This is a genomic window from Lewinellaceae bacterium (genome assembly GCA_020636105.1).
In the GTDB taxonomy this organism is placed as follows: domain Bacteria; phylum Bacteroidota; class Bacteroidia; order Chitinophagales; family Saprospiraceae; genus BCD1.
The window spans coordinates 138,449-159,441 of record JACJYL010000002.1 but is presented as its reverse complement, the minus strand read 5'-3'; the positions used below and the strand labels follow the sequence as shown (position 1 = coordinate 159,441).

At 38.6% G+C, this 20,993-nt stretch carries 15 protein-coding genes; 10 read left to right on the top strand and 5 right to left on the bottom strand.

The window, feature by feature from the left end; all coding sequences use genetic code 11:
- Positions 1-76 precede the first annotated feature (76 nt).
- From H6571_18075 to H6571_18050, 6 genes are all read left to right on the top strand, one after another.
- Entirely contained in the window at positions 77-1,786 is a 1,710-nt protein-coding gene (locus H6571_18075) for an agmatine deiminase family protein (GenBank protein MCB9325651.1), read from the top strand.
- Positions 1,787-1,964: 178 nt separating this feature from the next.
- The gene (locus tag H6571_18070; GenBank protein MCB9325650.1) at positions 1,965-3,500 is read left to right on the top strand and encodes a T9SS type A sorting domain-containing protein; all 1,536 of its coding nucleotides are present in this window, start codon (positions 1,965-1,967) and stop codon (positions 3,498-3,500) included.
- A gap of 46 nt (positions 3,501-3,546) precedes the next feature.
- Positions 3,547-6,489, top strand: coding sequence for a CotH kinase family protein (locus H6571_18065; GenBank protein ID MCB9325649.1), 2,943 nt, complete (start codon positions 3,547-3,549; stop codon positions 6,487-6,489).
- A 39-nt stretch (positions 6,490-6,528) separates the two neighbouring features.
- Positions 6,529-7,065 (top strand): sigma-70 family RNA polymerase sigma factor, encoded by a 537-nt coding sequence (locus tag H6571_18060; protein MCB9325648.1) that lies wholly within the window; start codon positions 6,529-6,531, stop codon positions 7,063-7,065.
- A gap of 50 nt (positions 7,066-7,115) precedes the next feature.
- Complete coding sequence (locus tag H6571_18055) at positions 7,116-8,711, top strand: hypothetical protein (protein ID MCB9325647.1); 1,596 nt, start codon at positions 7,116-7,118, stop codon at positions 8,709-8,711.
- A 278-nt stretch (positions 8,712-8,989) separates the two neighbouring features.
- Positions 8,990-10,186, top strand: coding sequence for an IS256 family transposase (locus tag H6571_18050; protein ID MCB9325646.1), 1,197 nt, complete (start codon positions 8,990-8,992; stop codon positions 10,184-10,186).
- Between the two features lie 75 nt (positions 10,187-10,261).
- Here the strand turns inward: H6571_18050 and H6571_18045 are convergent, their stop codons facing one another.
- From H6571_18045 to H6571_18030, 4 genes are all read right to left on the bottom strand, one after another.
- Entirely contained in the window at positions 10,262-10,855 is a 594-nt protein-coding gene (locus tag H6571_18045; protein MCB9325645.1) for a hypothetical protein, read from the bottom strand.
- On the bottom strand, positions 10,842-11,318 hold the full coding sequence (locus H6571_18040) for a sigma-70 family RNA polymerase sigma factor (protein MCB9325644.1): 477 nt from the start codon (positions 11,316-11,318) through the stop codon (positions 10,842-10,844). Before H6571_18040 ends, H6571_18045 begins: the two co-directional genes overlap by 14 nt.
- Positions 11,319-11,743: 425 nt before the next feature.
- Complete coding sequence (locus H6571_18035) at positions 11,744-12,583, bottom strand: hypothetical protein (protein ID MCB9325643.1); 840 nt, start codon at positions 12,581-12,583, stop codon at positions 11,744-11,746.
- 878 nt (positions 12,584-13,461) lie between these two features.
- Positions 13,462-15,639, bottom strand: coding sequence for a family 16 glycosylhydrolase (locus H6571_18030; GenBank protein MCB9325642.1), 2,178 nt, complete (start codon positions 15,637-15,639; stop codon positions 13,462-13,464).
- A gap of 72 nt (positions 15,640-15,711) precedes the next feature.
- On the opposite strand from H6571_18030, the gene H6571_18025 reads away from it, so the two are divergent.
- The 3 genes from H6571_18025 (at position 15,712) to H6571_18015 (ending at position 19,534) form a co-directional block, all read left to right on the top strand.
- Positions 15,712-17,058 carry an IS4 family transposase gene (locus tag H6571_18025; GenBank protein MCB9325641.1) on the top strand — a complete coding sequence of 449 codons (1,347 nt, stop codon included), beginning with the start codon at positions 15,712-15,714 and terminating at the stop codon, positions 17,056-17,058.
- A gap of 395 nt (positions 17,059-17,453) precedes the next feature.
- Positions 17,454-18,344, top strand: coding sequence for a tyrosine-type recombinase/integrase (locus H6571_18020; protein MCB9325640.1), 891 nt, complete (start codon positions 17,454-17,456; stop codon positions 18,342-18,344).
- Positions 18,341-19,534: an IS91 family transposase gene (locus H6571_18015; GenBank protein MCB9325639.1), complete on the top strand. Its 1,194-nt coding sequence runs from the start codon at positions 18,341-18,343 to the stop codon at positions 19,532-19,534. Before H6571_18020 ends, H6571_18015 begins: the two co-directional genes overlap by 4 nt.
- Positions 19,535-19,832: 298 nt before the next feature.
- On the opposite strand, the gene H6571_18010 is transcribed toward H6571_18015, so the two are convergent.
- Positions 19,833-20,408: a methyltransferase domain-containing protein gene (locus H6571_18010; GenBank protein MCB9325638.1), complete on the bottom strand. Its 576-nt coding sequence runs from the start codon at positions 20,406-20,408 to the stop codon at positions 19,833-19,835.
- A 58-nt stretch (positions 20,409-20,466) separates the two neighbouring features.
- On the opposite strand from H6571_18010, the gene H6571_18005 reads away from it, so the two are divergent.
- Positions 20,467-20,895, top strand: coding sequence for a helix-turn-helix domain-containing protein (locus H6571_18005; GenBank protein MCB9325637.1), 429 nt, complete (start codon positions 20,467-20,469; stop codon positions 20,893-20,895).
- The last annotated feature ends 98 nt before the right edge of the window (positions 20,896-20,993 follow it).

Sequence of the window (20,993 nt, the reverse complement as noted above, 5' to 3'; positions counted from 1 at the left end):
TTTTCACTCAAAACCTTCATAAGCCAAAAAATCGAAAACAGTGTATTATAGATTTTGAATTTAAAACTAAATTTTAATGAAAAAGACAGCAATCATATTTTTCGTTCTCATGAGTATGACCATTTTGAGTCAAGCTCAGGTTTCTAATCCTCGTTCACCTGCTGAATGGGAAGAACAACAAGCAATAGTCATGGGATTCGTTCCAGTAAGCTCACATCCCGATCTACCGTGGGATGAAAGTGTTGACCCCTTCGTAAAAGTTGCAGAGGCATGCATAAATGAAAACATCAAATTCTACATTTTCGATGGTAATGATGAGCTATATGGGGTTGGAGATATAATTCTTGATACGGTGTTCTCGAATAGGGGAATTAATTCGCCATTAGTTGAAATTATCGAAGTGGATTATGATGTTAATCCTTGGTTAAGAGACCACGGTATGTTCAGCGTTTATGAAAATCAAGTAGGAGATCTGCATTTGTACAAGTATGCTGATGACAACAGTTATGGTGATTCAATTAGTAGCAGGCTGAATCTTCCACTGGCGCAAATGCCCTATACAGCCAACAATTCGGAATTTTACTATGATGGGGGAAATTGGCTGTCTGATGGTCACGGCACTTTTAATATTGCCGCAGTACACGAACTTGATATCATTGACAACAATACCCCATTGGGAATGATCAACAATTCCATACCCCAATCAAATTATTTAGGAGTATCACAAACTCTAAATGTACTTGGAATGGATTGGCATATTGACTATTACTTGAAACTGCTTGACGAGGAGACTCTTGTTGTAAGCTACATACCTCCGTCCAATGCTCACCCGGATGTTAATCCGGTCCCTGGAGAGTTGGAAGCGTGGCAGCATAAAATTGACACAACAATGAGCATGATCGGCAACCATTTGCAAAGCGCATTTGGAAGGGACTTTGAGATTATACCGATTCAAAATGCTCCGAGTGACAATAGCATCCCTCTTAATGTAACAACGCTTACCAACTTTGCCACTTACACCAACTCTCTGATCATCAATAAAACGGTGCTGGTACCTCAATATCTCTCTCAGCCCTATGACCAACTTGCACTCGATGCTTATGAAGCGGCAATGCCCGGATACAACATTGTTGGTGTCAACTGTCGTCAATTCCAGGAAAGCGCCGGTACTATCCATTGCATGACGAAGGAGATATATGCTAATGATCCGATCTATATAAAACATGCTTGGTATGAAGACACGGTGTACATCGGTGGAGACTACCCGGTCGAAGCTACGGTAATGTCCAACTTAGGGCTAAGTAATGTAAGCATGTTTTGGAGTACAGATCCCAATGGTCCGTATCAGGATGTTGCTATGAGTTATACGTCTGGTGATAAGTATGTTGCAGATATCCCACACCAGTCCGCAAATACAACGATCTATTATTACATCGCTGCGACAGATAATAACCTTAAGACTATTTCAAAGCCATTTGTTGCGCCGGATGGTGTTTATCAATTTGTCGCTGGTGGAGGTACTACTGATGTAGCTGATCTCAACACTTCCAATAATATAAAAATTTATCCAAACCCGACCAGTGGGATAATATACATTTCAGATATTATTTCTGATAAAGCGGATATAACCATTATTTCTCCATCTGGGCGAGTTATTGATAAAATTAAAGCAAATGGAAATAACCTTAATGTCGATATGCAAAAATATGGCATTGCGACAGGAATTTATTTTGTTAAAATTCAAGATGAAAATGGTTATTTTGTTTATAAAATAATGTTTAAGTAATCAATACTTCGGTGAAGGTTCAGGCCTAAATTCTTACCGGAGTATTATTGTCGAAAATTGATTCAAAAATGGTTGTTACTTTTTGATAACCAATATTTTTTAGCTATAGGGGCTGTTTCTTAGGCAGGTAAACCCTTTGGTCGGTTTCTCTTACTCCCTAATATAATACAGATACAAAATGAAAAGTAGTAGTAATATCTTCATCCATATTTTTTTGGTTGTTTTATTTTTTTCTGGTTTTGTGGAAAAGGCAGCATCTCAGCTTCCTGACGGAAGTGTGGTGCCTAATATGACCTTGACTGATATAAATGGGAATAATTATGATTTATATGAAGTTCTTGACTCAGGTAGAGGCGTTATACTCGATGTCTTCACCACTTGGTGTGGACCTTGTTGGGCCTTTCATAATTCACATATACTCAGGGATATTTATAATTGCTATGGCCCAGAAGGAACAGGAAATGTCATGGTGTTTGCCATTGAAGTTGACCCTGGAACTACCCTTGACGATCTGATGGGCAACACAGGAACCACCAGGGGGGATTGGTTGGCGGAGACCCCTTACCCTTTTGTTGATAATGCCTCTTTAGCTTCGGTTCTGCAAATCAATTTTTATCCGACAATTTATAAAATCTGTCCAATTGACAAGACCATCTATGAATTGGGAATCGTGCCATTTGAAACCGTAAAAGCAGCTTTGCTTAATGACCAATGTACAGTTCCTTCAAAAACAAAAGATGCGTCCTTCGGCTGTCGAGAGGTATCCGGTTTTTCTTGCCCCGATTCAGAAGCCAAGTTCGACCTTGAAATATTCAATGCAGGCACACAACCGCTTACATCGGCAACAATCGAGGCTTTGGTAAATGGAAACATAGTCTCTTCAATGGAGTGGACAGGCAATTTGGCAACTTTTGAGGAAGAAACCCTAAGCTTCGAACCTTTACCGATTTCAACGGGGACAGAAATAACTTTCAATATTGTGGCTGCAGGGGATGAGAGCCCTGCCAACAACCTGACCACAAGAAAAGTCAGTCATTATATAGAAATGCTCACATTGGACATTGAAATCATGACCGACCAGGCGGGCCGGGAAACGTACTGGGCCATATTGGATGTGGACAATGGCAACACGGTCGTTGCAGAAGGGGGGAATCATGGAGTTGGTTTGACCAATATTGGCACCAACACCTCCCCGCCTCCCGCTGACCCCAATGCTTACTCATTTACTGAACAATACAATATTCAGGTAGTGCTCCCCCACGAAGGTTGCTACGATTTTGTTATTACTGATTATTATGGTGACGGGATGTGTTGTGAACTCGGTGTAGGTTATTACAAGGTGAGGGATATCAGTGGAAACGTAATTTTTGAGGGCGGCCATTTTGGCGCAATCGAGTCCAACCCTTTCCATGCCGTTGCTGAACCTACTACCAGTACTGGTCATTTTCTAAACCTTAATTCATTGTCTATTTATCCGAACCCGGCAATTGGTGAAGAGCTCATTGTAGATTTCCACCTCGCCCATCCTGTTAGTTTGGAATTGGCTATTTCTAACCTAACCGGGCAAATAATCAAATCATTTGGTACGACTTATTACCATGCTGGGGAGAACAACATTGTTGCTGATATTTCAGAACTCCCCTCGGGGTTATATCTTCTTACAACATTACACAACGAAGAACGACTTGTCAAGAAGTTTGCCGTGCTTAGATAAGCACGTAATGAAGGGCTTGTTAAGTAAATTTTAAAAACTTAAATAAATGAATAAAATCATAATAGGAATACTGGTACATTTCTGCGTTGGTTATAATTTCGCTCAATCCAGCCTTATAATTAATGAGTATATGTCTTCCAATGCAAATACGATAACTGATTTTGAAAATGAATATTCCGATTGGATAGAATTATTCAACAATCAAAACACTGAAATATTATTATCCAATTACTCCTTATCGGATGATTTGGAATATCCAGACAAATGGATCTTTCCAGATGTGGAAATCCCCGCTAATGGATATTTACTTATTTGGGCAAGTGGTAAAAACACAGTAACTACATCTGGAGAAATTCATTGTAATTTTAAAATTAAATCAACAGGAGAATCACTTTTTCTATTCTCCCCGTCAAGGGAATTATTAGATGAAAGTCCTTCCATCCAATTGGCCCCGGATATATCTATCGGTAGAATTCCTTCGGATCTAATTAATTGGTATTATTTTAATGTCCCAACTCCTGAAAGTGAAAATAATACTAATCATTTTTCTGATAGAGCAAAGGTGCCAGGATTATCTCAAGAGGGGGGAATTTACACTACGTCAGTTACCATTACCCTCAACCCCAATCATCCTGATGATCAACTCAGGTATACTATTGATGGTTCTTCCCCCAACGAAAGTTCACCGCTTTATTCCAGCCCTATCACGATAAGTACAAATACCGTTTTGAGAGTAAAAGCATATCGTCAAGACGCATTGCCAAGCAGAATAACAACCAATAGCTACCTTTTCGACAATGATCTGAATTTGAGGGTGATAAGTCTTGCGACCGATCCTGATAATTTATTTGGAAGCAATGGCATTTATCAAAACTACAATTCTGGGGAAGAACGTCCAATTCATTTAGAGTACTATGAGTTAGATCAATCTCTGGGATTTAAAATTGATCTTGGCGTAAAAATTCATTCACCAAGTAGTCTTCAGCAAAAATCACTGCGATTATATGCACGGGAAAGTTATGGTACAAAGATCATCAATTACAAAATTTTTGAAGATAAGGATATTGACAGTTTTAAAACCTTAGTGTTGAGAAACGGAGGAAATGATGGAGCCCAATCACAAAAAACACACATCAGAGATGCATTTACTCATCGAGTTTATCAATTGCAAGATATAGAATACGGGATAGCTGCTTATCAACCCGTTCATGTTTACATAAACGGCAATTATTGGGGGGTTTATAATTTAAGAGAACGGCAGGACGAGCACTACATTGAATCCAATTTTGGATATGCTAAAGATGAGGTTGATTTTCTGGAGTATGATTACGCTGAACCCGGTCGAATGAAAACAGTTTGCGGGGATTGGAATGACTGGAACGCATTAAATGCTTACGTGGTGGAAAAAGATTTAAGTGTCAGCCAAAATTACCAGGTTGTTGAAGACTGGATAGATGTTGATAACTATATTGATTATCAAATTTTTGAAATTTTCATAGGCAATCAGGATTGGATAAACAATAATACTAAATTTTGGAGGCCAAAAACACCGTCAGGAAAATGGAAATGGGTACTTTGGGATACCGATTATGCTTTAGGTACTCAGAAAAATTATCCAGTTGGACATCCTGACTTTGACTTTATGCATATGGTTACCAGTTGGGGAGGTTGGGGAAATGATGATTGGACGTGGATGTTTCGCAATATTGTAGAGAATGAAGATTTTAAAAGACAATTTATCACTCGATTTTTAGACCTCTTAAATACCACTTTCCAACCAGAATACACCCTCTATCAATTTGATTATTTGGCCAGTTCCATCGAGTCTGATATGCAAAAACAATTTTCCAGATGGGGAAGTTCTGTTAGTCAATGGAATACGGATTTAGATCATACGAGAAACTTTTTGGAGCAACGTCAATATTACAATAGGGTCCATATTGCCAGTGAATTTGACCTAAATCCAACCCTTCATGACATCGAATTAAATGTCTCTGATACTCAGGCAGGAAATATTAAGATTAATACGATAATTATTGATGAAAACACTCTGGGCTGGCAAAAACGACCATACCCTTGGAATGGTAAATATTATGAGGGTTTTGAAATTAACGTAACAGCTATAGCCAAACCGGGATTTCAATTTTTATACTGGGAAGGGGATATTAATTCGGACGACCCTTCTTTGACCTTGGCCTTAACAGAAGATATAATGTTACAGGCAGTATTTGGACCGGATGAAAGTACTCAACTTCCATCATTATATATTAATGAAATCATGGCTTCCAATAATAGCTTGTACCCTGATGATTCAGGTGCCTTTGAAGACTGGATTGAAATCTATAATGGAGGAGATACTCCTGTCAACCTTGCAGAATTATATTTAACTGATGATTTGGATGATCCCCTAAAATGGGAGATACCCAGTTCGGAACCAGATAAAACCAATCTGCTGCCTGGGGAGTATATTACTTTTTTTGCTGATGATGATCCAGAGCAGGGAGTATTGCATTTGAATTTCAAATTAAAGGCGCAAGGGGAAGTTGTCGGGTTATTTTATAAAAATCAAACAGATGAGATTTCCGAAATTGATGCCATAGAATTTTCGCTATTGTCCCAAAACACCTCTTATGGCAGACTACCTGATGGTGGTTTGGATTGGGTTGTTTTTCAAATTCCTACTCCCAACGCAACCAATAAAATGATTTCTACCGGCAATTCCGAAGCTCAGATTATAACTACCACATTTAAGGTGTTCCCTAATCCAGTTTCAACAATTTTGAATATAAACATTGAAGAAAATACAAGTGTTGCCGATACTTATCTATTGAATATTTTTGATGAACTTGGGAAATTGGTCAATACTCATAAGTTAAACAATAAAGGTGTTTTTCAAATAGATGTATCCAACTGGGCAAGAGGAATATACTTTGCAAAAATTAGTCATCCTTTGATGGACTCCTTAATTCATAAAATAATTGTTTACTAGAGTTGTTTCAACGATTTCAAAAAACTAACATAGCTATAGATGGAATTAGCTCCAGGCATATTAGAAGGCTGCATTTCTAATAACCGAAAGGATCAAAAGGAATTGTATTTAATACTTCTTCCTTATCTGAGAGCTGTTGCGAATAGGTATTTGCGAAACACTTCTTATGAGAAAGATGTACTGCAAGAAAGCTTTGTCAAAATTTTTAAGAGTATAAATACCTACGACTCTAAGAAAGCACCCTTAAAAAGTTGGGCAAGCCGGATAATTATCAATACTTGCCTTAATTATAACGAGAGGGTTATAGGTGCACCGACGGAAGAGCTCCTGGTTGTCAACCACGAAGGAACGCAAAGGCCGACTGCACTTGAACAAGTAACAGATGACAAATTGTTGGCTATTTTAAAAAAGATGCCGAAAGGTTATTTTGAAGTCTTCAACCTTTTTGTTATTGAAGGTTACAATCATAAGGAAATTGCTTCTTTTCTTGGGATCAGCGAGGCATTGTCCAGAAAGAACCTTTCAAGGGCAAAAGCATGGTTTCAAAAAGCCAAACCAATGTTAATAGACAATTAAAATAAATCAGATCGGGGCATGAGTACCCTGTACTTCTAAATATTTAAAACATGGAAAATCTAGAAGAAGAATATACCAATAGATTTAACAACCAGGAATTACCTGGCGATGACTTTGATGTAGAAGGTCTTTGGGGGGAGATTGCCTCAGAGTTGGATGATACTGGTAGAAAAACTGGTTGGTGGTCGTTTAATTGGAAACATGGCTTACTGCTTTTATTGTTAGTGCCTGTTTCCATCCTTGTGGTCTATCATATTAAACAAAATCCTGGTGAGATTGAAAATAGTACAGTCTTAACCAATCAGAATGATGAACTGTCCATTGATGGTATAACGGAAATTAAACCTGCGGACTCCCTTTCCTTCAATGAAAATAACCACGCTCATGATATTACTGAAACTACAAAAGTAATCGGAAAAGAAAATAAAGTTAATTCTCCAAACGCTCCAATCGACATCGAAAAATCTAATTCGCATGAATTAAGCAGGACGAGGAATGAGAATTTTTCAGGTAAAAAAAATGCTTTACGTATACATGATAACCAGGAAAGAGAGACTTTATTTTCCTCACCATCCGATTTAAATAATAGCGAAGAAAAAACATCAAACTCTTTATCGCAAACCAAAAAAAAATCATCACTCGAAGATAATAAAGACTACATAAATCAGGCAGTAAATGACGCAGTCATATCAGCAACTACAGATAATGCTAATAATCAAACAAATAAAGAAACACAACTTAGTATTCCAAACGAAGCGACAGACAAATTGCCAGATGACGGCATAGTTTTGAATGGAAACATTCGTTCCTTGAGCGACACTTTGGAATTGGCAACACTGCCTTTAAAGCCATATTCGCTATTAAAGGAAAGCCCCCTTCCCAACCTGGAGCTGCTACCCAAGGATAAATTATTGCCGGATGGCCTTTCTTCCGGCATCCCTCTTTCTTGGAGCTTTACTGTTATTAGTGGATTTAATCAACCATATTTTTATTTTCATTCTCAAGACGAAACAGCAACCTTAAAAGAAAAAACAGAAAAAGGAAAAACCGGGTATAGTATCGGACTTCTTACCGCCCTGAGCATCAATAAAAAATGGCAGGTTTCCAGCGGATTGGAATATCACCAATTGCACTCTAAATTCACATATAGCACCCAAAGGGACAGTCAAATATTCAAACCCCAGGCCTTGTTAGCTGTGTTCATTGACAGTTTAGGGAATACGGTCAGTGAGCAGTTTGGCGATACAATAGTTGGTGCTAGAATTATACGACAAATAGAACATTACAATAAATACCGCTTATTAAGCATTCCGGTGGAGGTTGGATTTATTCAACATAATAATAAATGGAGTTATGGTATTTCAGGTGGAGTGGCATTTAATTTCCGTATTTATCAGTCTGGCAAAACATTGGATGACCAATCTTCAGTTATCAATTTTTCACAATCTGATCCAGCTGCTATTTTTGAAAAGTTTGGCCTAAGTCTTAGAATGAGCCCATTTATTAATTATCATTTATCAGAACATATCAAACTTGCTTTTCGCCCTCAATGGAATTGGAGCAACAACCAGTTATTCAGCGATGATGATTTAAAAGTAGGGGTACATCAGTTCAACTTGAATATGGGTGTGGAATGGAAGTTTTAAGATACGGTCCTAAAATTACAGTATGCTATGCTTTTCTTTCTTCAATGATGGTTGTGATTGATTATTGAGATCAGGATTCTTCTATTTTAATGGTGGCTAACGGTTAGTATATGAAAAGTAGGCGGTTATTAAGCACGAAACTTTCGGTTAAGCAGAAAGTTTGATACGAGCAACAAGCTTTGAATTGGTAGTATCCAGTAAAGTGTGTAAGTTTTAAAATAGGGGGCCATGGCCCCCTATTTTAATTTTTTGTAATTTTAAAACATACTTTACTGATGATGAAAAAAGAAGATCTATTAAACGATGATTTCCTGAAGCAATTTAAGACTGGGGATGAGTTAGAATCTTTCCTCAGTGAGCTTCACAAACGCGGCATTGAAAAAATGCTGGAAGGAGAAATTGATGCCCATCTGGATTATGCCAAACACCAGAGGAGCGACAATCCAAATGCCCGGAACGGCAATTCTAAAAAAGTAATCAAAACCTCCTATGGCGAATCTGAAATCGAGGTGCCCAGAGACCGGGATGGAAGTTTTACACCTCAGATTGTTCCTAAACGATCCAGGCTGGCTAAAGGCATTGAATCGATCGTAATTTCACTTTATGCCAAAGGGATGAGCAATGCCGATATTGAGGAACAAATTCGGGATTTGTATGACTTCAACATCTCTACGTCTACCATCTCCAAAATCACCGATAAGGTGACCGAGGATATCATTGCCTGGCAAAATCGCCCCCTGGAATCTCAGTATCTAATCGTGTGGATGGATGGGATTGTTTTTAAAGTCCGTGAGAACTCCAGAGTGACCAATAAAACAGTCTATTTGGCCGTAGGACTCAAGAAAGACGGGAGGAAAGAGGTTTTGGGCATGTGGTTGGGTAAAAGTGAAGCCGCCAGTTTTTGGATGGGCGTACTGACCGATATCAAAGCTCGGGGCGTAGAAGATATCTTAATTACCGTGACGGATAATCTCAACGGTTTTACCCAGACTATTAAAAGTGTTTTTCCTGAAACGAGCACTCAAATTTGTGTCGTGCACCAAATCAGGAATGCTTCCAAATACGTTGTCTGGAAAGATCGTAAGGTTTTTGCCAAAGACATGAAAACCATTTATGGAGCACCGACCAAAGAAGCCGCCCAGGCAGCTCTAAAGGACTTTGATGAAAAATGGAATCACAAGTATCCTTACGCTATTAAATCATGGTATAATAACTGGGATGAGCTGACCACTTTTTTTGACTTCCCTCTTGAAATTAGAACGATCATTTATACCACAAATTTGATTGAAAATCTCAACGGAAAAATCAGAAAATACACCAAAAACAAAATGTCTTTTCCAACGGATAATGCATTGAAAAAGTCGGTTTATCTAGCGATTTTTGAAATAACGAAAAAATGGACCATGCCGATTCGCAACTGGCCCATTATTCTTAACCAATTTATTGCTATTTTTGACGAAAGAGTCAAAATCTAAAAATTCGGGCGAAGCCCTCTATTTTTTATTTACACACTTAATAGGATACTGTCTTTGAATTTATTACTGTTTCGCCTATTTTTTATATACATTGTTAGCAAACGTTTTTTCTATTTCATCAATTATTATTTGAATTTTCTTTTTTGATTTTCTTTTCATAAAAGGTCTGAAAATAAAATACATTCCAACTGCAAAAAGTGTAATTCCAAGGTAACTTAAAATTAATTCAAGTTGGTTATCCTTAATCTCTTCATAGATGAAAAATCCATATCCAATTGCTAACAAAAGAACTGAAAATATTAAATGCCAATTTGCTTTTGATTTTTTTTTATTGAAGTCTTTGATTAAATCTTTAAGGAAATCGCTATTAGATTTCAATTCGTTTTTTGAAATATTTTTTAATGATTTTAACTTCAGAACTAATCCTGATAAAAATCCTATTGCAATTAGAATTTCTCCTAAACTGGTTGACCAATGTAATGGCTTGTGAAGAATAATAATCAAAATAAAAGCTATACCACATAAAACAAATAAAGAAGTTACTAAAAAAGCATTACGTTTTCTCTTGCGTTGGTATTTTTTTACAACATTTTGTATATGTTCTAAATTAGGAATATCCAAAGTGTTTTTGGAATTCCAAAGTTGTTTAATGTCTTCAAAATTGTCCATTCTCTTTGAATTTTTTTGTGAGTTTTGCTTTAATTCTATGAAATTTCACTCGAATATTAGCGTGTGAAATCCCAATAATTTCTGCAATTTTTTCTTGCGGAACGTCTTCTAATGATAACGTGATAATTATTCTTTCCAATTCTGGAAGTTCAGAAATGTATTGGTGTAATCTTGATAGTTTTTCATCTTCTTCAAAACTTGGTGCTATATTCTTTAAATTTGCAGGAAGTTCTACAGTTGGATGAGAATTTTCTTTTTGAATTTGACGTAGACATTTATTAGTAGCTATTCTATAAATCCAAGTTCCAATGGAAGAGCGGTTTTCAAATTTTTTCAAATTCACCCAAACTGCAATGAATGTTTCTTGTGTTATGTCTTTTGCTAATTCAAAGTCATTAAAAAATCCTAGACAAATACGAAATATTTTTGATGAATAGCTTTTATATATTTCGTCAAAATCCATAACGTAGTTTTAATAAAATACTGCTAAAACTATTTATTGATGTTTAGCTTGTCTTTTTTCTTTACTCATTAATATTACGCCAATAAGTTCAACAATTATTCCGCTTATCATCAATATGTTTTTATAGAAATCCGTAATATGCAAAGAACTTATCCGCTCAATGAAATTTGGAAGTACCACCATTAATAGTCCTATTGAAATTAATGGAAACCATTTTGATTTTCTTTTAGTGCACATTTTCTTGTTTTTTGTGTTTATATCCTTTAGATACAAGACGAAGTAAAATGTTACAGTTTAATGAGTAATTTTTTATAATGTTTGCTAACGGTTTGGCTATGCCCAGTAAGGGATTACGAAGCGCTTCCGTTTCAATTTATTACTAATGTTCATTACTTGCGCTTAATTTCAGTTTACTACTAAAACCCTTATTGGGTATAGCCTTTGTTACCAGCCTGTTGTTTTTCAAATGTTTTTTTATTCTCATTCCATTTCATTAAATATTCATTGGAATTTACTTTTTTCTTCTTATTAATTCTATCGTGCCATTCAAAGTTTTCACAGTCAAAGGAGAAAACGAGTTCTGTTACTTTTATCTCTTTCTGATTCATAAATTTATAGTGCCTTTCTACAACTTCACCTTTTTCTTCTCTCGTGGGACTACAATCTCTTGTTTCCAAAGAAATGCAAAATATATTCTCAAAATCAAATGATTCAGTAAATCTATAAATTTCTTCAATATGCTCAATGTATGCTACTGACTGTGTCGGCCAATCTATTCTATATTGAATCTCATCAATTGAATCATTGTTCCAATCATAAATTTTTATTACATCATTATGATAGTGACAACCCATTAATTCTCCATTCCCTAATTCCTTTAAATTATTGTTATAAAGAAATAGTTTGATTGAATTTCCATTAGTTGACCATTGTTCATAATTTATTGTAATTAGAAAATCACTATTATAAGATTTGATTTTTATGTTGTCCTTTAAAAATCCTGTTGATAAATTGTTGAATTCAAATTGCAATGAGTTAAAGTCAAATAAATGCTCACAAGCGTAAATAAAATATTTGGCACTTTTAATTTCGGTATCAATTTTCAGAGAGTCAAGAACTTTACTAATGTTAGAGTCAATTGCAGAATTGTTATTCTTAGTTAATTTTTCAAAAGTCACAGAATCGTCGTCAGTTTTCTCAATGACAGAGGTATTGTTATTCTGCTTGGAATTACAACCAATTACAAATAGAAATAAAAGTGTCAATATTTTGAATCTGCTCTTCATTTCAATGGCTGGTAACGGTCCGGGCTATGGGTAGTAGCGGCCAAATGGTAGCTTCCTTCCCGTAAACAATTCCGTTGCTTAAAGTTAATGTCTTTGCCTTTTCAATTTCAGCAGCTATTACCTATAGCCAGTGTTATGTATTTGGGCCGTGATTCAGAGCAATCTTCTACCTGCATCTGTAATTTTTTATTCCAAAAGTCGGTTTCTGTCCCGTTTAGAAAAAGTCAAAATGCGCTTTTCTAATTTCTATTTCATTCCTAATTTTGGAAATCTAATTCTTCTCAATTTCTGCTCGATTCTTTTTTGGATTCGGTTAATTTGGAAATCGTTTTATTCCACATAATTTTGTCCAAATTCTGATCTTTTATCTTTTGACGTAATTCTAATTCTAACTCTATTTTTTCTACCTGGGTGGAACATGCTATTTTTTGTAAGCGCATTTTTGACGTCCTTCCAGAAAATTAATAATCCTCAATTACGACAATGTTAGACTTAACCCGGCCTTATACATAACGTGGGTGGATATGAGGGTGCCGACCTTGTGGAGGCACTGGACATTATCCACATTGTTGGCACCAGTTATTTTTCGGAACGTTAAATTTTTCAGCCTATCAGAGTCAAACTTAAAGCCTGAAATTTGACCATCCGTTCTTTGAAACCTTAATAGTCCTAACTCCACTGTGAATTGGTCAATTTCACTATAAGTAGAATCTTCCATTGATTGTTTGTTCTTAATATTCCTTTTTAAAATTCTATTTTCAATTTCAAAATTGTAAGTAACGTCAATTTTCTTCCAATAAAAGGAACCACTGTAATCCCAGCTCCCATAAGAGGGTGCCCTCAGATGGTGAATCCGATTATTCCTTTTTCACGATGGCCTTGACATAGTGCAGTGATTGACCGCTCAAGTGCAGGAAGTACATGCCTGTTGGTTGTGCACCGAGATCAAAGGCTACCGGTTGCCCCTGAGCAATATCTTGTTGCCTTAATACAAGTCTTCCCTGTGTATCCAGAATCTCGAGATCGTAGTTGCTGCCCACTGGGAAAATGTCTTTTGTATCCACAAAAAACAGATCTGAGGAGGGGTTGGGATAGACCTTTATCGTCTTTGTGATTGATTCGACCAAACTGGTGCTTAAAATCGCCTCAGTGTGCCCCATCACATCATCAAAGTACCAGAATTCTGTGGTTGTACTCCCGTGATTATAAGTCAATCTTAGTTGGTCATAGACTTCGGAGGGTATTCCTGTGAAGTCATAGACGAGTTGGACCCATTGATTGACATCGTTGGGGCCGTAGTCTAGCTCTACCTTGATTCTTTCCATTCCCGTTGTCTCGTCGTCCAGCATGAATCGAACCACGCCGGTTGCACTGGAAAATACTTTTTGACTCATAACGGGTCTGAGGTCAAAGGCTATTTCATACACATCTGCTTCAATTCCCGCAAACGGGGCGGATCCAAACGTTTTGTTTACACGGCCTACGCGATTGCTCGTATTGATCCCGGAAGGTGAAGGGTTGTCGACCTCTTCGAATACTACACCTTCATAGGGTATGAATTCCAAATCCACGACATCAAAATCTGCATACAGAAAAGATGCTTCAACCGCAAAAGGGAAATCGTAGCTGTTCGTCCCGCAAGTCGTCTCAACTATTACGCTGATGACCCCGTCCATAGTTCCGAAGTCGACCTCTATGGTAGAGGTACCTTGTCCTGAAATGATACTAACATCGGAGGGAACAGACCAGATATAGGTGGCATTAGGTACCTCACCAATGGAATAGGTGCGGTTTGTAGTATTGGGGGGTATGGATGGCTGACCGCTAATGGTATATGTTTGGATAGCTACCGACAGGGTATCACTAAAAGAGGAGCCGCAGGAGCCGGCGTAAGTGACGATCACATCACCGTATTCACATCCCCAGTCCACTTCAATTTGGTTGGTGCCTTGTCCCGAGACAATACTGGCCCCATTCGGCACTTCCCATGTCAAGGAGCCCGAGCTTGCCTGTGAAAGGCTATAGGTGATGCCGGCTTGATTTCCTGTGACGGTGCCCGGACCAGAGAGGGTCGGAAGCGCAAAGCTGGGCACATCGTAGGAAAGGGTCGCAGTATCGCAAGCGGTTTGTAATTCGAGGGAAATATTTCCGGGGGTACAGCCCCAGTCCACTGTAATTTCATGGGTGCCCTGTCCGGAGGTAATCTCAGCATCAGGAGGGACCGTCCAGATATAATTGGCTCCAGCAATGTCAAAGGTGCGGTATTGAAGGCCAACCGCCTCCACCACGGGTTGAACACCCCTTATAGGGAGTCTATCCGGCCGGTTATACACCCGTACGTAATCCACCTCCAGGGTCTGAGGCAGTACGGTGGTGGCGTCCACATCTCCTGGCCAATTCCCCCCCAAGGCCAGATTCAAGATGAGATAAAAGTCTTCTTGGAAAGGTTCCCAGGGGCCAATATCATCCGCAGTCAATTGATGGTATTGGATGCCATCCACAAACCAGGTGATGGAATCGGGTTCCCATTCCATGGCAAACACGTGAAAGTCGTCGGCGAAGGTTTCGCCCGGAGGCAAATCATAATACCCGGAATTGTAGTCATAAGGCATGCCGGTGTGTACGGTTCCGACGGCCTGACCAGGATTGCTCCCAATCATCTCTGCGATATCTATTTCCCCGCTTCCGGGCCATACGCCGTAGACGGATTCCGTCGGGAGCATCCAGAAGGCGGGCCAAACCCCCTGTGTCGTGGGAAACCTCATTCGGGCTTCAAAGCGGCCGTACCGGAAGTCGGCTTTTCCCTGGCTTTTGATTCTGGCGGAAGAATAGTCCTCTCCTCCCACGCTATCCTCCCGTCCGGTAATGACCAGCAGGCCATTTTCTACCTTGATATTTTCGGGAGCGTCTGTATAGTACTGCTGTTCATTATTCCCCCAACCACAGAGTTCCGGACAGCCGTTTCCGATTTGCTGACTCCACCGGGTGGTGTCCAGGGCCATGCCGTCAAATTCATCGGACCAGATCAGTTCCATACAAGGCTGTGCCCTTATCCTGTCCCATAAATTTAAAAAAGTTTATTTTTATGTCAAATACAAGTGTTTATTATGCATAAAAATACGGCTAGTTTAGAATTTTGGAGCGAAGAACTCGAGTATTCAAAATTACCTGATGAACGTTTTCGATCAAACTTGGTAAAGATGTGCCATTCTTTGCAAGAGAAGCCAGAACATTCTTTTTCATCTGCATGTGGAGAAGTCGTGAGAAAATCAGCACATCGTCTTTTTTCAAAAGAAGAATCAATTGATATTCAACTTGGGCATCGGCACAAAACGCTAGAGCGGTGTAAAAATCACAACCGGATTTTAGTAATTGAGGATACAGCTGATTTGAATTATAGTAGCCACAAAAGCACTAAAGGTCTTGGTGGTCTTGGTGGAAAAAATACAAAAGGGCTAAATATTCATTCTGCGATGGTTCTGACTACAGAAGCAGAGCCATTAGGATTGATTGGTCAATATATTTGGGCTCCTAGAGCTTCAGGGAGAAAGAAGAAAAACCATAACTATTCAATACAAGAAAAGGAAAGTTTCAAATGGATTCGAACAAAAAACTGGGTTAATGAATGGTTTGAGGACTATCACGGCCAGGTAATTGTAGTTGGAGACAGGGAGGCTGATTTTTATGAACATTTTTCATGGTCACGAAAACAGTCGATTGAACTTTTAATTCGAGCACAACACCTTAATCGCAATATTTTTTATAAGGGAAATAAAACTAAAGTATCAAAAATCCCAGAATTGGTAGAAGAATTAGGGAAGCTAGAAGTAACCATTCCTCGTCAAAAAAACAGAAAAAAAAGGAAGGCGCAGTTATCCCTTCGAGTAGCAAAAATAGAATATCCCCCTGCTTATCATAAAAAAGGTAAAACCCATTCCTTAACATTAGTCCATGTTAAAGAAATAGAAAAGGAAGGAATAAAATCACCTGTTGAATGGTATTTATTGACGACTTTAGAAGTAAATAATTTTGATGAGGCATATGAAGTATTACATTTTTATGTTTTACGCTGGCCTATCGAACGGTTTCATTTAGTACTCAAATCAGGGTTAAAAGTGGAGCGTTTGCAATTTGATGTTTTCATTAGGTTAAAACATGCTTTAGAAGTTTGTTCTTTAGTCGCCTGGCAGCTATTGTGGTTAGCATATATAGGGAAAGCTAAGCCCAATGCAATAGCAGCAGAGGTCTTTGATACAATTGAAATTGAAATTTTGAAACAATATACTGGAGTAAAAATAAAAACAGTAACAGATTTTATTTTAGCCTTAGGTTCTTTATCAGGTTTTGCAAAATCAAAAGTTCAACCTTTGCCTGGAGAAAAATTATTATGGCAAAGTTTAAAATTACTACGAGCCATGAAATTAGGTTATATGCTGAAAACTAAACCGCCATGATTTATGGGACAGGATAAGGGCTGTGCCTGCATCCCGGTGGGGATGAACAAGAAACCAAGTACTAGAAATATAAATAGTTGAGTTATTCGGTTCATAAAGTAGTTATTTTTGAATGGCATAAAAGAAAGATGGTATGATTTGGTTAGCAAAATTCTTCTTCTCTCAGCATAAATGCTGTCTATTTCTTCAACCAAGATAATTGGAAAGAAGTAGGTTGTATAATTAGTTATTGGTGCCAACGGTCAGTATATGCGTAGTGCGACCGCCTAGGGAGCATTATCGCATATACATTGTTGAACAAAGCTCCTACGGAGCAACTAATCCCTCCCCACTTGCTTTGCACCGATTAAATTACTATTTTCTTTTCATTGTTTCACTAAAGTAATCAATTATGATTGTTAAAAAAAACCTGGAAGCCCACGGGCGTAACTGAATTTGATGACGCGCTCCAGCGCATGGATAACCATATGGCTCTTGCCAATAATGCCTGGGCTACCCGACAAAATTACCTTCGTGGTCTTCGTGATTTAATGCTGCACCTGGACAAACGACCAGAAGACTGCTCTGCCGATGAGATTAAAGCCTACCTCGTTTTTGCCCGCGATCACCAACAACTCAGTTCTTCTTCTGTCAATCTTCGCGTATGCGGTGTCAAGTATTATTGCCGGGAAGTCATTCGCCGACTGGACCTGGTAGTGAAAATTCCCAACCCGCGCCTCCAAAAGTATTTTACCGAGGTCCTGACTTTTCAGGAAGTGGAGCGACTTTTTGGAGCCTGCCGCGATATGCGCCAACTACTGGTCCTTCAACTTATCTACGAGACCGGTATTCGTACCCGGGAGCTGGTCAGGCTTCGCGTAAGCGACTTCGACAAAAACCTGCGTATCATCACCATCCGTAATAGTAAAGGTCGCAAAACCAGGACTGTTCCTTATGGTGATCAGTTGCGGAATACCTTGCGTCAATACTGCATCGTTCGAGGTAGTGTTCCCACAAACACAATCATTGAAAGTATTAAGGAACCCGGCACCCCACTTAGGATTCGCGGTGTGCAATTCATTGTCAAAGAAGCGGTACGTCGCAGCGGGCTAAAAAAACGCATTCATCCGCATACCCTGCGCCACACTTTTGCGGTGCATTATCTCAACCTCAGTGGTACGTTGCCACAGCTTCAACGCCTGCTGGGACATGAGCATATCACCACTACTTTACACTATCTGAAGTATGCTCATATTCCCGGAATGGCAGCTATTTCTTTGCTGGACAACTTATTGCAAACAAAATGAGGCCCCAACTGGAAGTCGCTCAGGTAATTGATCGTTTTTTACATCAACTGCCTGACCATAAACTGACGAAGTACCACCGACGCACGCTTAAGGCTATTCAGGCTTGCCGAACTGCTTCTCTGGGCGGGCATGTCGATGCTTGTGATAGCTGCGGTCATTTGCGTATAAGTTACAACAGTTGCCGCAATCGACATTGTCCAAAATGTCAAGGCCTCAACAAGGAAATGTGGACGATACAACAAGAGGATCAACTCCTGCCAACGACCTACTTCCATGTCGTTTTTACACTGCCACATGAACTCAACGGATTGTGTTTACACAATCCCCGGTTCATGTATGATTTGTTGCTACGTTCCTCCTGGTACACCCTGAACACTTTTGCCAGGGATCCCAAATGGCTAGGCGCTAAATCTGCTGCCACTATGGTTTTGCACACCTGGGGACAAACTTTGGTACTTCATCCTCATGTGCATTGTATCGTACCCAATGGTGGCCTTACGTCGAAGGACGAGTGGCAACTCCCCAAACGCGGCAATGCCAAATTCCTTTATCCGGTAAAGGCCCTGAAAAAAGTATTCAAAGTTTTTTTCCTCAAACAAATGCGATTGGCACTTGAGCAGGGCCTTTTAATATTACCCCCTGACTTTCCTTCCAAGCCTGCCCGCTATCATCCCTGGAAAGAAAACCTTTATGCTAAGGATTGGGTGGTACACACCAAAAAGCCTTTTGCCGGAGTTCAACATGTGGTTAAATACCTCGCCCGGTATTCTCACCGCGTGGCCATCACCAATCACAGGATCAAACAAATCGATCAGCAATCTGTCCAATTCGACTACAAAGACTATGCTGATCGTGGTCTGAAAAAAGTGATGACGTTATCCGGAAAGGATTTTATCCAGAGGTTTTGCCTCCACATCCTTCCCCCGGGATTCCGAAAAGTCCGGCAGTACGGTTTTCTTGCCAATGCCTCTAAAACCAAAGACATAGCTGCAGCCCGTAAGGCTCTGGGGCGAAAACACAAACAATTACTCCAACGGGCCGAACGAAAAGTACTGGCTAAACTTCGACTCTTTAGTCAAAAAGTGGATCGTTGTCCCTGTTGTCAAAAAGGTAAAATGATCCTTGTTTATGCTTTTATTGCAAATAAAGATCCGCCGGTTTACCATACAGCCATTACTCATTCAAAGTAACAACCCTCTTTCACTTTGGCAGCTTAACCTGCCCTGGCATCTTTATGTTTACCTGGCAGAAATCACAGGCAAAAGGCTTAAAAAAGTGCTGTATTTTGTAAATAACTTTCTCTAATATTTAAGGATAAACCACTCTTTTTAACCCCAACAGGGCAAGTAATCCCAATAAATCTTTATAAACCTTCCTCTATAAAATTCCTGCCTTGAATCGAAAACCCATAAAGAATTTTTCTTTCACTTCCGGCTACGCTTCGTTCAACAAAGTCCGAATAGTCGGTTGCACCAGACTATTCAGCCTTTAATATTGTGTGTTGGTGTTTTTCGTGCCTGATATATATATCATACCGCCTTTCACTTTGCTCTCATTTATAATTATTCCACTTTTTTCAACAATAATCATTATTTCAGATGAATTAAGTGGTTTTGCTACGTGTCCTTTTTTATGAAGAAACTTTAAATATTTAGCACTCCATTTTCTGTCTGTACATAAACTTGAAATAAACAATTTACCATCAGGATTCAATATCCTTACAATTTCTTCTAATAATCTCGAAGGGTTATCAAAAATATGAAATACACCAAAACTCAAAACTGTTTGAACAATGTTATCCTTAAATGGCATATGAAGAGCATCTGAGCGCATAAAAGTTACTGAAGACATATCTTTTGATTTATTTTCAAGTTTAATCCGTCCAAGTCGTAACATTTCTAACGAAAGGTCACAAAGATAAAGGTCTTGTAAGATAGTCTCTGCATATATTTTGCTTGTAAAGCCAAGTGTTCCACAGCCAATATCTACAATTATTCCATTGCTACTGTGTTTAATCCCCTTTTTACAAAAATTGGAATAGTCTTGTGGGGAATTACCCCACATTATTTTATTGTAAGTAATTGTTCAAATTTATTTATAAGTTATATTTGTACCCAAAAAGATGGGTCGAAAATCAAAGAAGCTAGACTTAACGGCGGCAGAGAAAGCTGAATTGGAAAAAGGATTCAAATATTCTGGATCAAAAGTGTTTTCCCAGCGATGTCACATGATTTTATTGAAGAATCAAGGGTTGACCTCACAACAGATTGCTGATATTTTTGGCGTTACTTTTCAACCGGTAAATAGTTGGATCAAAAGGTATCTTTCCGATGGGATCGAAGGTTTGAAAACAAAATCTGGTCAGGGAAGAAAGCCCATTTTAAACAAAGAACAGGATGAAGCCAAAGTAAAAGCAGCTATCAAAAATGAACGGCAACGAATTAAGTTAGCGAAAGAAGACTTAGAAAAAGATTTAGGAAAAAGCTTCAGTGTTTTAACCCTAAAACGATTTTTAAAAAACTTGGGTGCCGATGGAAACGAATCCGTTTAAGACCCAAAGGAAAACCTAATAAAGAACTATATGAAGTTCGAAAAGAATCTTTGAGTTTGATAGAACAGCAAGCTGAACTTGGAAACATTGACCTGTAT

Bases quoted from the DNA above. Each gene is read 5' to 3' on its own strand.
- H6571_18075 (MCB9325651.1), top strand. From the start codon at position 77: ATGAAAAAGACAGCAATCATATTTTTCGTTCTCATGAGTATGACCATT.
- H6571_18070 (MCB9325650.1), top strand. From the start codon at position 1,965: ATGAAAAGTAGTAGTAATATCTTCATCCATATTTTTTTGGTTGTTTTA.
- H6571_18065 (MCB9325649.1), top strand. From the start codon at position 3,547: ATGAATAAAATCATAATAGGAATACTGGTACATTTCTGCGTTGGTTAT.
- H6571_18060 (MCB9325648.1), top strand. From the start codon at position 6,529: ATGGAATTAGCTCCAGGCATATTAGAAGGCTGCATTTCTAATAACCGA.
- H6571_18055 (MCB9325647.1), top strand. From the start codon at position 7,116: ATGGAAAATCTAGAAGAAGAATATACCAATAGATTTAACAACCAGGAA.
- H6571_18050 (MCB9325646.1), top strand. From the start codon at position 8,990: ATGAAAAAAGAAGATCTATTAAACGATGATTTCCTGAAGCAATTTAAG.
- H6571_18045 (MCB9325645.1), bottom strand. From the start codon at position 10,855: ATGGACAATTTTGAAGACATTAAACAACTTTGGAATTCCAAAAACACT.
- H6571_18040 (MCB9325644.1), bottom strand. From the start codon at position 11,318: ATGGATTTTGACGAAATATATAAAAGCTATTCATCAAAAATATTTCGT.
- H6571_18030 (MCB9325642.1), bottom strand. From the start codon at position 15,639: ATGGAACTGATCTGGTCCGATGAATTTGACGGCATGGCCCTGGACACC.
- H6571_18025 (MCB9325641.1), top strand. From the start codon at position 15,712: ATGCATAAAAATACGGCTAGTTTAGAATTTTGGAGCGAAGAACTCGAG.
- H6571_18015 (MCB9325639.1), top strand. From the start codon at position 18,341: ATGAGGCCCCAACTGGAAGTCGCTCAGGTAATTGATCGTTTTTTACAT.
- H6571_18010 (MCB9325638.1), bottom strand. From the start codon at position 20,408: ATGTGGGGTAATTCCCCACAAGACTATTCCAATTTTTGTAAAAAGGGG.
- H6571_18005 (MCB9325637.1), top strand. From the start codon at position 20,467: ATGGGTCGAAAATCAAAGAAGCTAGACTTAACGGCGGCAGAGAAAGCT.